This window comes from Bacillus sp. NEAU-242-2 (assembly GCF_027853835.1).
Lineage (GTDB): Bacteria > Bacillota > Bacilli > Bacillales > Bacillaceae > Bacillus > Bacillus velezensis.
Map to the genome: position 1 here is coordinate 399,745 of NZ_JAPNNY010000001.1, position 13,401 is coordinate 413,145.

General features: G+C 48.5%; 13 protein-coding genes. 1 reads left to right on the forward strand and 12 read right to left on the reverse strand.

Annotated elements, in window-relative coordinates; all coding sequences use genetic code 11:
• The 8 genes from def to OWN49_RS01470 form a co-directional block, all read right to left on the reverse strand.
• On the reverse strand, window positions 1-483 hold the full coding sequence (gene def / locus OWN49_RS01435; RefSeq protein ID WP_003154343.1) for a peptide deformylase: 483 nt from the start codon (window positions 481-483) through the stop codon (window positions 1-3).
• Window positions 484-507: 24 nt separating this feature from the next.
• Complete coding sequence (priA, locus tag OWN49_RS01440; protein ID WP_176283314.1) at window positions 508-2,919, reverse strand: primosomal protein N'; 2,412 nt, start codon at window positions 2,917-2,919, stop codon at window positions 508-510.
• On the reverse strand, window positions 2,916-4,136 hold the full coding sequence (gene coaBC, locus OWN49_RS01445; protein WP_176283313.1) for a bifunctional phosphopantothenoylcysteine decarboxylase/phosphopantothenate--cysteine ligase CoaBC: 1,221 nt from the start codon (window positions 4,134-4,136) through the stop codon (window positions 2,916-2,918). The genes priA and coaBC overlap by 4 nt, the downstream gene beginning before the upstream one ends.
• Window positions 4,137-4,226: 90 nt before the next feature.
• Window positions 4,227-4,430 (reverse strand): DNA-directed RNA polymerase subunit omega, encoded by a 204-nt coding sequence (rpoZ, locus tag OWN49_RS01450; RefSeq protein WP_003154346.1) that lies wholly within the window; start codon window positions 4,428-4,430, stop codon window positions 4,227-4,229.
• Between the two features lie 3 nt (window positions 4,431-4,433).
• Complete coding sequence (gene gmk, locus OWN49_RS01455) at window positions 4,434-5,048, reverse strand: guanylate kinase (RefSeq protein WP_025851320.1); 615 nt, start codon at window positions 5,046-5,048, stop codon at window positions 4,434-4,436.
• Window positions 5,049-5,055: 7 nt separating this feature from the next.
• On the reverse strand, window positions 5,056-5,325 hold the full coding sequence (remA, locus tag OWN49_RS01460; RefSeq protein WP_003154355.1) for an extracellular matrix/biofilm regulator RemA: 270 nt from the start codon (window positions 5,323-5,325) through the stop codon (window positions 5,056-5,058).
• Between the two features lie 76 nt (window positions 5,326-5,401).
• Window positions 5,402-6,277, reverse strand: a complete 876-nt coding sequence (locus tag OWN49_RS01465; RefSeq protein WP_077723154.1) for a YicC/YloC family endoribonuclease — start codon at window positions 6,275-6,277, stop codon at window positions 5,402-5,404.
• Between the two features lie 81 nt (window positions 6,278-6,358).
• Complete coding sequence (locus OWN49_RS01470) at window positions 6,359-9,031, reverse strand: calcium-translocating P-type ATPase, SERCA-type (protein ID WP_077722185.1); 2,673 nt, start codon at window positions 9,029-9,031, stop codon at window positions 6,359-6,361.
• Window positions 9,032-9,150: 119 nt separating this feature from the next.
• Here OWN49_RS01470 and OWN49_RS01475 point away from each other — a divergent pair, with 119 nt between their 5' ends.
• A complete protein-coding gene (locus OWN49_RS01475) occupies window positions 9,151-10,857 on the forward strand; it encodes an Rqc2 family fibronectin-binding protein (protein WP_077723153.1) in 1,707 nt (568 codons plus the stop codon).
• Between the two features lie 106 nt (window positions 10,858-10,963).
• Here OWN49_RS01475 and OWN49_RS01480 read toward each other — a convergent pair whose 3' ends face one another.
• Genes OWN49_RS01480 through cobA form a run of 4 tightly spaced genes read right to left on the reverse strand, consistent with a single transcriptional unit; the run spans window position 10,964 to window position 13,278 of the window.
• Window positions 10,964-11,272 carry a hypothetical protein gene (locus OWN49_RS01480; protein ID WP_229154048.1) on the reverse strand — a complete coding sequence of 103 codons (309 nt, stop codon included), beginning with the start codon at window positions 11,270-11,272 and terminating at the stop codon, window positions 10,964-10,966.
• Window positions 11,250-11,738 carry a precorrin-2 dehydrogenase/sirohydrochlorin ferrochelatase family protein gene (locus OWN49_RS01485; protein ID WP_077722184.1) on the reverse strand — a complete coding sequence of 163 codons (489 nt, stop codon included), beginning with the start codon at window positions 11,736-11,738 and terminating at the stop codon, window positions 11,250-11,252. Before OWN49_RS01485 ends, OWN49_RS01480 begins: the two co-directional genes overlap by 23 nt.
• Entirely contained in the window at window positions 11,719-12,504 is a 786-nt protein-coding gene (locus tag OWN49_RS01490; RefSeq protein ID WP_077722183.1) for a sirohydrochlorin chelatase, read from the reverse strand. The genes OWN49_RS01485 and OWN49_RS01490 overlap by 20 nt, the downstream gene beginning before the upstream one ends.
• Window positions 12,505-13,278, reverse strand: a complete 774-nt coding sequence (gene cobA, locus OWN49_RS01495; protein WP_077722182.1) for a uroporphyrinogen-III C-methyltransferase — start codon at window positions 13,276-13,278, stop codon at window positions 12,505-12,507.
• Window positions 13,279-13,401 lie beyond the last annotated feature (123 nt).

Consider the following 13,401-nt stretch of genomic DNA (forward strand, 5'->3'; position numbering starts at 1 on the left):
TCATCCTTCCATTTCTGCCAGTTCTTCTTCAGTGTAGTAAGCCGTAATTTTTGATGTGAATAAAATGCCGTCTAAATGATCCATTTCATGCTGAACGGCTCTGGCCAAAAAACCCTCCGCTTCTAAAATAAACGGTTTTCCTTTACGGTCGTGGGCTTTTACCTTTACGTAATCCGGGCGGGTGACATCACCGAAAACCCCGGGAAAACTTAAGCAGCCCTCGACTCCGGTCTGTTCACCGCTCTTTTCAAGAATAACCGGATTTACAAGGTCGATCCGGCCGCTTTCTTCACCGATGTCCACGACGGCCGCTCTTTTTAAAATGCCGATTTGCGGCGCGGCGAGACCGACGCCATCCATTTCGAGCATCGTATCGTACATATCGTCAAGCAGTTTTTTTAATTTTTTATCAAACACTGTCACTTCATCGGCGGGTGTTTCCAGAACCTCCGCCGGGTGTGTGACGATTTTTTTTACAGCCAAAATTTTGCCCTCCAAAAACTAATGTTACATCAGCATGTACGGATTCATATCGATTGAAATCATTACATGCTTTTGCGCAATGTCGCGTTTATAGTGCTCCAGTATCTTTTTCAACTGAATCTGCAACTCGTTTTCCTGTCTGTATTTTATCACGCATTGATAGCGATATCTATCTTTGATCCTGGCAATCGGGGAAGCCGCCGGCCCAAGAATTTTCGTATCAGGCCCGCATCCCGCTCTTAAATAGTTTGTAATCTTTTCTGCGGTGACCGCGGCTTTTGCCGCTTCTTCATGAGAAACGGTCACCAGCGCCACGTAATAATACGGCGGGTATGACTGGGCCCGTCTGTGCGCCATTTCCTGCTGAAAAAAAGTTTCATAGTCGTGCGTTTTCGTCAGCTGAATGCTGTAATGAGACGGTGTATACGTTTGAATGACCACCGTTCCCGGCTTTTCATGCCGCCCGGCCCGTCCGCTTACCTGCGTCAGCAGCTGGAATGTCTTCTCCGCGGCCCTGAAATCTGGGATGTGAAGCGTCGTATCTGCGCTTAATACTCCGACAAGCGTCACGTTCGGAAAATCAAGCCCTTTTGCGATCATCTGCGTACCGAGCAGGATATCCGCCTTCCCTTCACCGAACGCTGACAACAATTTTTCATGGGCGCCTTTTCTTGAAGTGGTATCCACATCCATCCTGATCACACGCGCCTGAGGCAGCACTTTGGTAAGCTCCTCCTCCACACGCTGCGTGCCCGTGCCGAAAAAGCGGATATGTTCGCTGCCGCATTCCGGGCATGTTCCCGGGACAGGTTCCTCATGGCCGCAGTAATGGCATTTCAGCCTTTGTCCGTAGCGGTGATAAGTCATGGAAATGTCGCAATGCGGACATTGCGGCACATAACCGCAGTCCCGGCACATCACAAACGAGGAATACCCCCGTTTATTCAGAAAAAGGACGGCCTGCTCTTTTTTTGCAAGCTTCTCTTCCAGCTGTTCCATCAGCTCTCTTGAAAACATTGATCTGTTGCCATTTCTCAGTTCTTCTCTCATATCAACGAGAGAAACGTCAGGCATGAGCTGGCGGTTTACGCGATGTTTTAACGGAAGCAGCTCATAAACGCCTTTTTTCGCCCGCGCAAATGACTCCAATGTCGGCGTGGCGCTCCCGAGGACGACCGGACAGCTGTGATGCTCGGCCCGGCGGATGGCTACATCCTTTGCATGATACCGCGGCATTTCCTCCTGCTTATAGGAAGATTCGTGCTCTTCATCAATAATGATCATGCCGAGATTTTCAAACGGGGCAAAGATGGCCGATCTGGCTCCGACGACAAGCCGGACTTCCTTGCGCTGAATCTTCCGCCATTCATCGTATTTTTCACCTGTGGATAATCCGCTGTGCATGACCGCAACCTGTGAGCCGAAGCGGCCTTTAAAACGGTTCACCATTTGCGGTGTCAACGAGATTTCCGGAACGAGCACGATCGCTTCTTGTCCTTTTGCCAGCACTTTTTCAATGGATTGCAGGTAAATTTCCGTTTTGCCGCTTCCCGTGACGCCGTGAAGCAGAAAGACGTGGTGGACATGATCGGCTACGGCTTGTTTAATCGGCTCAAAAGCGGCCTGCTGCTCTTCTGTAAGAGAGAGCGGCTCTGTTTTTTTGAACATTCTGTCCTGATAAGGATCGCGGTAAACCTCCTCAAAGCTTTCCGTAAGAAGCCCCTTTTTAAGAAGCGTTTTCAGCGTCGCGGAACTGGAATCGGTCTTTTTGCAAAGTTCAGCCGCGGAAATCTTTTCTCCCCCGCCGATAAAATAAGTAAGCACGGCGAGCTGTTTAGAAGCCTGCTTTGTCAATGAATCTGCGTGCCGGGCGAGTTCTTCTTTGTCTGCCCCCGCTTCGATCATGCGGATCATTTTTTTATTCGTTTTTTGGGCGACTTTATATGTGACATCAATGCTTCCTTTGCGCACGAATTTCTGAAGTGACGAAAGAATGCTTTCATCGGTAATATCCGAGTACAGAAGACTTTTTTGATTCCTGAAAAGCTGTTTGATGTCCGGGGTCAGCGCTGCTTCGTCAACGACTTTCAGCTCTTTCTCGTACTTCGCCTTCAGTGCGGCGGGCAGCATTGCCTGAAGCGCCGTGATTTTAAACGACAGCGTTTTGTCAGAAAGCCATGAAGACAGCTGCATCAGTTCCTCAGTCAGAACTGGCGTCAAATCAAGAAGCTTCTCGACTTCCTTCATTGAGCCGCCGTTTAATTCGGACGAATCTTTCAAACCGGTCACAAATCCTTGAAGCTTGCGCGGGCCAAACGGGACAATCACCCGCATGCCGACTTCGATCATCCCTTTTAAATGATCGGGAATTTTGTAATCAAAGGGTCTGTCAATGTTTTTGGAGCTGACATCGACAATGACTTCTGCTACATTCATACGGGTTTTCGGTCCTCGACTTTCAAAGCGGTCATTTCCTTCAGCATTTCAAAGGAAACGTCAAGTTTAGACATAAGCGCAAGCTCCCGTTTTCTTCCGTCTCGGAAATAGAAGGTGACGACATTCGTATCCGTGCCAAATCCGGCCCCTTCCGCTTTCACATCATTCGCAACGATCATATCAAGGTTTTTCTGTTCGAGTTTTCTGCGCGCATAGCGTTCGACGTCTTGCGTTTCAGCCGCAAATCCGACCAGCAGCTGGTGTGTTTTCCGTTCGCCGAGTTCTTTCAGTATGTCTGCTGTACGGTTGAATTCGATCACGAGCGAACCGTCTTTCTTCTTCATTTTGTGATCGGAAACAGCCGCCGGCGTAAAATCGGCCACGGCCGCCGTCTTAATCACCATGTCGCATGAATCAAACACAGAAAGCACGGCTTCTCTCATATCAGCTGCCGATTGCACAGGAAGAAACTGATACAGCCCGACTGGTGCCTCTATTGACACCGGGCCTGAAATCAGCGTCACCCGCGCCCCGAGACGGACGGCGGCTTCAGCAGCAGCGTAGCCCATTTTGCCGGTGGATTTATTTGTGAAGAATCGGACAGGGTCCACGGCTTCGCGCGTCGGACCGGCCGTAATGACAATATGTTTTCCTTTCAGCGGCGCATCGTCTTCAGGCTCCTTAAAATGCTCTCTGACACGTTCAACAATAAGCTCCGGCTCCTCCAGCCTTCCTTTGCCGACATATCCGCATGCCAAATAGCCTTCACTCGGCTCGATAAAGCGGACCCCGTCCTGATAAAGCACAGAGATGTTCCGTTTCACCGCCGGATGATCATACATATGGACATTCATCGCAGGCGCCACCCAGACCGGGGCCTCAGCCGCCAGCACCGTCGTTGTGAGCATATCGTCAGCAATTCCGTTGGCAAGCTTGCCGATGATATTTGCCGTAGCGGGCGCGACAATAATTAAATCCGCCCAGTCAGCGGCATCAATATGAGAAATCACCTTCGGATTTTGTTCATTAAATGTATCTGTATACACTTCATTCCGGCTCAGCGCCTGAAATGTCAGCGGAGAAACAAACTCACGCGCGGACTCAGTCATAATCACTTTGACGTTTGCGCCGGCCTGAACCAGCTTGCTCGTGAGTGCGGAAGCTTTATAAACGGCAATTCCCCCGCTTACGCATAGCAAAATGTTTCGGTTTTTCATGAAGTCTTCTCCCCTTTATGAAAGCATTGGACAAATCCCAAACGGAAAAAAATAACAACCTATGTAGAGATAGGTTGCTACGTGTGCTTGTTATTCGCTGTCTTCTCTTTCAAACGAAAGCAGGCCCGCGTCAATTTCTTCTAAAGCTTTGCCTACATATTTGTGAGAAATGGTATGTTCAATCTGCTGGTCCTTTTTGATCTGCATTTCACGCGCGCGTCTTGCAGACACAGTCACCAGCGTATATTTAGAATCTAATTTATTCATTAAAGAGTCAATTGACGGATCTAACATAAGTTATTCTACCTCCAGCATTTTCTTATATCTCGGAGCGACGCGTTCACGTTTTAAGTGCTCGGCGAGAACGATTGCGTTAATCTTATCACAAGCCGTTTGGATATCGTCGTTTTCAACGACATAATCATACGCGTCCATCATTTCGATTTCAGCTTTTGCGGCATTCATTCTGTTTTCGATTAAATCGTCGGTTTCAGTCCCTCTTGTCACGATTCTGTTTTTCAGCTCAGAAAGACTCGGCGGCGCTAAGAAGATAAACAGGCCTTCCGGAAATGCATTCCGCACTTGGAGCGCGCCCTGCACTTCAATCTCTAAGAAGACGTCTTTTCCTTCTTGAAGCGTCTGTTCGACATAATCAACGGGCGTTCCGTAATAGTTGCCGACATATTCTGCCCACTCAAGCAGTTTGTTGTTTTCAATCATGCGTTCGAATTCTTCTCTGGATTTAAAGAAATAATCGACGCCGTCGACCTCACCCTCTCTCGGGTTTCTCGTCGTGACTGAAATTGAGTATTCAAATTTCGTGTCCTGTTGTGAAAATATTGCTTGCCGAACCGTTCCTTTTCCAACTCCGGAGGGACCTGAGAGAACGATTAATAACCCTCTTTCTTTCATGCGGCAATTACCCCTGCCCTTCATCCATAATTTCTTCTTTCACAGAAAGTCTGTGTGCAACTGTCTCAGGCTGGACGGCAGATAAGATAATGTGATCACTATCCATGACGACAACTGCACGGGTTCTTCGTCCGTATGTAGCGTCTATTAGCATTCCGCGGTCTCTTGCATCCTGGATCATTCGCTTTATTGGCGCAGACTCCGGGCTGACAATCGAAATCATCCGATTGGCGGAGATGATATTGCCAAATCCGATATTAATCAGTTTAATCGTCATCTTCTACGTTCCCCCTGTAAAATAGACGTCTCTAGTGTAACCTGAAGAGACCGTCTGTAAACAATACGCACAGTCGCTATTCTATATTTTGCACTTGTTCCTTCAATTTTTCAATAGAACTTTTCATTTCAACGACAAGCTTTGTGATTTGATGATCATTGGCTTTTGAGCCGATCGTGTTCGCTTCCCGGTTAAGCTCCTGAACAAGGAAATCAAGTTTGCGGCCGACTGCCCCGCCTTCTTTTAATATATCACGGAATTGAACAAAATGGCTCTTTAATCTGGTAATTTCTTCCGTTATATCAGAACGATCGGCGAAAATGGCGCATTCCGTGATCAGCCTGCTTTCGTCGAGCGCGTCCTCCGTCCATTCCTTCATTCGGGCGTAAAGACGCTCGCGGTATTGAATAACAACGGCCGAAGCGCGCTCTTTCACCTGTTCGGACAGCGTCTCAAGCCGCTCAATGTGCAGAAAGCAGTCTTCCGCCAAAAGCCGGCCTTCTTTTTCCCTCATATCACAAAGTTCCTTTACAGCCAGCTCAGCGGCTTCCCTGATGACTTCTTCAAGCTTGTCATCACGCATCTGTTCTTCGTGAATCTGCGCAATGTGTTCAAATCTAAAGAAATCCATTGCATCGGGTTCTGCGGCCAGGCTGTAGCGCTCTTTCATGACGTGTGCGGCGCTCACATATTCATCAAGGAGCTCCCAATCGATGTTCAGGCTTCTTTTTATGAGCGCGTCACTGTTTACAGTGAGAAACAGCTCTACTCTTCCGCGCTGTATATGCTGCAATATCGTTTGTTTCAGCTTATCCTCTACATATAGCAAAGGCCGTGGCAGGCGGGCGTTCACTTCTTTGAACCGGTAATTGACGGATTTCAATTCAACGGTTGCCGAGAGATCGCCTTTTGTGCTGCTTGCGCTGCCGAAGCCTGTCATACTCCGTATCATATGAAACACCCAATTCTTTCCCGTTATCAAAATAAAAGGGCAATAGACATGCTATTACCCCTAAGATTATATCATATGGAATTATTTTTTTCTTGTCAAAAGTGAACCCGCCAGCAAAAAAGTAGGTATGCCAGACATCCCGATAATCAGCATCCAATCGCCCGGCGTAATCGGCACTGTTTTGAAAATCGGCTGCAGCGGCGGATAATAGATGACGATGACCATCAGGAAGATAGAAGAAATGATGGCGCCGAGCAAATAGATATTTTCAAACGGATTCCGGGAGAAAACAGACGTTTCGCTCCGGCAGTCAAACACGTGTATAAGCTGAGCCAGGACAAGAGTCGCGAATGCAACGGTCTGTGCGTAGGGCAGATTTTCAGGATTGCGGTGATAGACGATGATAAACGCAAAAATGGTTGCGGCTCCGATTAAAAACCCTCTTGATACGACTTTCCAGCCCAGTTTTCTCGCAAACACTCCTTCTTTCGGATGCCGCGGCTTCCGCCTCATCAGGTCTCCTTCCGGCTGATCCATACCGAGGGCCATCGCCGGCAGTCCGTCAGTGACTAAGTTCACCCACAATATCTGAATCGGAACGAGCGGCAGCGGCAGAGCGAGAAGCATCGCAAACAGCATCACTAAAATTTCACCGACGTTGGAGGCGAGCAAATACCGGACGAATTTTCTTATATTTTCATAGATATTCCGTCCCTCTTTTATGGCTGATTTAATCGTAGCAAAGTTATCATCCACCAGAATGAGAGAAGAGGCTTCCTTTGCCACATCCGTTCCCGTCACGCCCATGGCAACACCGATATCTGCCTGCTTTATGGCCGGCGCGTCATTAACCCCGTCTCCCGTCATGGCGACGACGTGTCCGTTTTCCTGAAACGCTTTGACGATTTTCAATTTATGTTCAGGTGACACGCGTGCGAAGACGTAGACATCATCGACCGTTTCGATAAGTTCTTTCTCCGTAAGCTCATTCAGCGTCTTGCCGTCCATCACACGTCCCTTTTTCGGAAGAAGACGCAAATCTTTTGCGATGGCCTTTGCCGTTTCGACGTGATCTCCTGTGATCATAACCGTTTTAATGCCGGCCTCACGGCATTCTTTAATGGCCTGTCTGACCTCCGGACGGGGCGGATCAATCATGCCTGACAAGCCGAGCATCGTCAGATTTTTTTCCGCCTGCTCCATTGTCGGCTTTTCTCCGGCCTTAAGCGGTTTATAAGCAATCGCAATCGTACGCAAAGCTTGCGACGCCAGCTCTTTCAGAACCGCTTCCGTTTCTGCTTTCTTTTCTCCTGAAAAAGGCGTACTTCTTGCGCCGTGCATCAGATGTGACGAGCGGTCAATCAGCACATCGGGCGCTCCTTTAGTGATGACGAACTGCTTTTTTTCCTTATCCTCTATAATGACGGTCATCATTTTGCGGACGGAGTCAAACGGAAACTCGGCAACCACGCGGTATTGCCCGCTGAGCCAATCGTTTGAATAGCCGCCCTTTCTTGCTGCCGTCAGCAGCGCTCCTTCTGTCGGATCACCGTCGAGTACATAACGGCCGTCTTTCAGTGCGATTTCGGATGTGTTGCACAACGCGCCGAAAACCAGCATCTGTTCAAGAATTTTCTCATCTTTCGGCTTGATTTCCCGCTCATCTCGGGTGAAAACGCCCTCCGGCTCATAGCCGATGCCTGACACTTTATAAATTTTGCCGCCTGACCACATATGGGTGACGGTCATTTTGTTTTGTGTCAGCGTGCCGGTTTTATCAGAACAAATGACAGAGGCGCAGCCCAATGTTTCAACCGCCGGGAGCTTTCTGACAATTGATTTTTGTTTGATCATGCGCTGGACGCCGATTGATAATGCCACCGTAACAATGGCGGGAAGCCCTTCCGGAATCGCGGCGACGGCCAATGACACCCCGGCCAAAAACATGCTGTAAAGATCATGTCCCTGTAAGACGCCGACTGCAACGACCAATACCGTTAAAAGGAGCGCGACGATAATTAAAATTTTGCCGAGCTCTTCAAGTCTTCGCTGCAGCGGTGTTGAAAGGCTGCCGGCGGATTCCAGCATATCGGCGATTTTCCCCATTGCCGTATTCATTCCTGTACCGACGACAACGCCGACACCGCTGCCGCGCGTTACGATCGTACCCATAAACGCCATATTGCTGATGTCGCCTAACGAAACATCCGGCTTTCTCAGTTTATCAGCTTGTTTAACCACCGGAATTGATTCCCCGGTCAGCGCCGATTCCTCAATTTCAAGGCTTTTCGCTTCAACGATCCGCACATCCGCGCCAATCCGGTCGCCGCTTGAAAATTTCATGATATCGCCGGGAACGAGCTCCTTGGACTGAATTTTCTTCCAGCTCCCGTCCCGCAACGCTGACACATACGGCGTTGACAGCTCTTTTAGTGCATGTAATGACTTTTCCGCACGCCGCTCTTGAAAAAAACCGAGAACCCCATTGACAAATACAATCGCCATAATCGCTACGGCATCTACATATTCGCCTAAAAACCCGGATATTAAGGTCGCCGCCAGCAGCACGAGCACCATAAAATCTTTAAATTGGGCGAAAAACACGACGATCGCCGGTGTCCTCTTGCCCTCCTGAAGCTCGTTCGGTCCGTGCTTTTCAAGGCGTTTTTTCACCTCTTTTTCGGTCAACCCCTGTTTAATGGACGTATTTGTTGCTTTCAGCAAATCGGTTTGTCCCATTTCATGAAACTTCATTCTTCTCGTCCACTCCCCTGCCTCGCTTTAGAGATGTCACTCTGTAAACAAGCTTATTCTGACTCGCCCCTTTTCATGCTATAATTATCGAATGCAGGAAGAAGGAAAGGGTGTTTTATATGTCTTTTGATGGCATGTTTACATACGGAATGACACATGAATTAAACAGCCGGATTGCCGGAGGCCGGATCACGAGAGTCCATCAGCCTTTTAAGCACGATGTGATATTCCATATCCGCGCCAACGGAAAAAACCACAAATTATTATTGTCGGCGCACCCGAGCTATTCACGGGTGCACATGACAAACCAGGCCTATGAAAATCCGAGCGAGCCGCCGATGTTTTGTATGCTGCTCAGAAAGCATATAGAAGGCGGATTTATTGAGAAAATAGAGCAGGCCGGATTAGACCGGATTATGATATTCCGCATAAAAAGCAGAAATGAAATCGGCGACGAAACCGTAAGAACGCTGTATGTTGAAATTATGGGACGGCACAGCAATATTATTCTGACTGACGGAGAAGGAGCCATCATCGACGGGCTGAAACATTTATCTCCGTCGATGAACAGCTACCGGACCGTTCTGCCGGGATATGATTACAAGCTTCCTCCCGCTCAGGAAAAAATTTCGCCGCTTGCCGCGGATGAAGAGGACGTTTTGCGTTATCTCAGTTTTCAGGAAGGACGGCTTGACCAGCAGATCGTCAGACATTTCTCCGGTGTTTCTCCGCTGTTTGCAAAAGAAGCCGTTCACAGAGCGGGTCTCGCTAACAAAATAACGCTGCCGAAGACGCTGCTTGAAATGTTCCATGCCGTGAAAGATTGCAGGTTTACACCGAACATTACGACAGCCGGCGGAAAGGAATACTTTTATCTCCTGTCTCTCACACATGTAAACGGAGAGGAGCGCACCTTTCACTCACTGAGTGAGCTGTTGGACCGGTTTTATTTCGGCAAAGCGGAACGCGACCGCGTCAAACAGCAGGCGCAGGATCTCGAGCGGTTTGTCGCAAATGAACGGAAAAAAAACGCCAATAAGATAAAAAAGCTGGAAAAGACGCTCGACTACTCAGAGAATGCGAAGGAATTCCAGCTATACGGCGAACTGCTGACGGCGAATTTGTATATGCTGAAAAAAGGTGACAAAGAAGCGGAAGTCATCAATTATTATGATGAAGAAAGTAAGACGGTGACCATCCCTTTAAATCCGAACAAAACACCGTCAGAAAATGCACAGATGTATTTTACAAAGTATCAAAAGGCGAAGAATTCCGTCGAGGTGGTAAAAGAACAGATCCGTCTGGCCGAGGAGGAAATCGCTTATTTCGATCAGCTGATCCAGCAGCTCTCCTCCGCCTCCACAAAGGATATTCACGAAATAAGGGAAGAGCTTGTGGAAGGCAAATATCTGCGGCCGAAACAGCAGAGAGGACAGAAAAAACAGAAGCAGCACGTTCCTGTTTTGGAGCAATATGAATCTTCACAGGGATTGACGATTCTTGTCGGCAAAAACAATAAACAAAATGAGTACTTAACGACAAAAGCTGCCGCAAGGGATGATTTATGGTTCCACACGAAAGACATTCCGGGTTCCCACGTTGTGATTAAAAGCAGCGATCCGGATGAACAATCCATACTGGAGGCGGCTGCGATCGCCGCTTATTTTTCCAAAGCGAAAGATTCCGGCTCCGTTCCGGTTGATTATACAAAAATCAGACACGTGAAAAAGCCAAACGGCGCAAAGCCCGGATTTGTCACCTATGACAGCCAGCATACCGTATTTGTCACACCTGATGCCGACCTTGTCATACGGCTGAAAAAATAAACGCACCTCCAAGCTGAAACCCGCGCTCAGCTTGGAGGTGTTTTTTATTACGTATAAACGGAGACGAAACTCTCCCAGCCGTCAGAATCATCTTTACAATATCTGATCAGTTTCCCGTCATGTCTGCCTGATCCGCCGGGCCGTCTGTGATTAAAACGGTCACACCTGATTTGGCGGCGGATACTTTCACCTTCCCTCTCCGAACCTGAGCACATCCGGGCGGGTCTCTGACCTTTCCTTTGTATGCGGGCGGAATCCAGGCGGCATCGGGATCACATACATATTCCTCATCACTTCGCAATCCTGACCGCTTTCGTTTTGAATTTTTCACATTCGGCGGACTGTCAGGACAGTATAAAAAACACCCTGCCTGATGACAGACAAGGTGTTTTTTATGATCTTCTTCTTTTCTCAAATAATTGATCCACTTCTTCAGCCAAATCAGCAGTAATGAGAGGCTTTATGTCCTCAGCCAGTCTTTTCGTATGTGCCGGGCTTGCGCCGCTTGTTGATACGGATACTTGAATGCGCCCTTTGCGGATGATCTTCGGCATATACACGCTGCCCCGTTCAGCCTCGCTTACACAATTGACCAGCTGCGTTTCAGAAGCGCCCGCGGCTATCTCCCGATTCACGCTGCGGTCATTTGTCGCGGCAATGATGAAAAAAGCGGGCGCGAGATCCTTCATTTCAATTTTACGGGAAACCCAGCGGATACGTCCTTCATCTGCCAGCTGTTTAATTTCAGGCAGGGCCTCGGGACTGATTACAGTAATATCCGCGCCTTCCGGAAGCACTGTTTTGAGCCTTCTTAAGGCAACATTGCCTCCGCCCGCGATGATAATTCTTTTTCCGCTTAAATTAATGTGCAGAGGCAGCATACTGTCCCCCCTTAAAATCAAACTGACCGCCGGGGTTTCGGACAGCTTCTGTCACACGGTTCAAAAACGCCTGCTTAATATGCGGGTGAAAACCTAAGTATGAAGCGAGATGAACATTTTGATTGATCGTTTGAAGCTTTTGAACTTCCCGTTCAATCTCGGTCATTAAAAGCCCGGTAAACAGAAGATATGGAACGATAAAAACGGGTGCTCCGTCATCCTCTTCAAGGCCGGCAAACACTTCTTTATAGTGCGGGTCACATGCTGTTAAAAAACAAGGGATGACTTCTTTAACAGGTGTAATCGCCTCAAGTTTTCCGGCAATCTCACTGACTGCGTTTTTAACGGCCGGATCTGTGCTTCCTCTTCCGATCAGCACCACTTTCGCCTGCTCAATGGGCACTCCGGTATCTTCAATGCGATGATGGACCGCTTTTACGACTTCATCGTCCACTCCGATCGGAACACCATATGTCACTTTTATACCGGGATGCAGGGCCGCCGCACGGTCGATTTCAGCCGGAATGTCATGTTTTGCGTGGGCAGCGGTCAACAGCAGCAAAGGCACGGCCGCAATATGAGTGGCGCCTTGTCTGACACAAGCTTCAAAACCCGCTTCAATAGACGGTTCCTGCAGTTCTAAAAAACAGATTTCCTGAATGGGAGCGTCAGCGTGCGGCAGACACCCTTTTAAAAACGCCGCCGACTCTGTCTGCGCTTTTTTAAGCCTGCTTCCGTGCCCGATGTATAAAATCGCCTGCTTCATTTACAACGCCTCGCTCAAATCCGGATTTTTCTGTTCAGATGCATACCAGTCCAGTTTGCAGTGATAATTGACGACATCACCGATAACAATTAAGCTCGGGTTTTTGATTTCTTCTTTTATCACTGTATCTGAAAGCGTGCCGACGGTGCAGACGACTGTTTTTTGCCTGTCCGTCGTTCCCCAATGAATAAAGGCTGCCGGAGTGCCGCCGTCTCTGCCGTTTTCCAGCAGCATTCTTTCAATCTGCCGGATATTTTTAATTCCCATATAAATCACCAGCGTATCAATGCCCGTCGCCAGCGCTTTCCATTTTTCTTCAAAGTCGTCTTCTTGTTTATAATGCCCCGTAACGAATGCAACATTGGAGCTCGCCTCTCTGTGCGTCACCGGAATGCCGGCATAAGCAGCAGCCGCGATTCCTGATGTAATGCCGGGAACGATCTCAAACGGAATGGCGTTTTGTGCGAGAGCCTCCGCTTCTTCGCCTCCGCGGCCGAAAACAAACGGGTCGCCCCCCTTGAGCCTTACAACGGTTTTCCCCTTTTTCGCATACTTCACAAGGAAACGGTTGATCGTATCCTGTTTCATAATGTGAAAATCCGGGAGCTTGCCGCAGTAAATCAGATCCGCTTCTTCTCCGGCGTACTGTAAAATCTCTTTGCTTACCAATCTGTCATATAATATAACGTCCGCTTTCTGTATGGCTTTCATTGCCTTCACCGTTAATAAGTCCGGATCTCCCGGACCGGCTCCAACGATAAATACTTTCCCCATAGCATGTCTCCCCGATCCGTTTTGAAATCTTCCCAGAACAGCCGCGAGGCCGCACTTCAGCTATTTTACCATATCCCGCCATTGCGGGGGATATCCGGCTGATTGCGCGGCCTTTTTGGACCT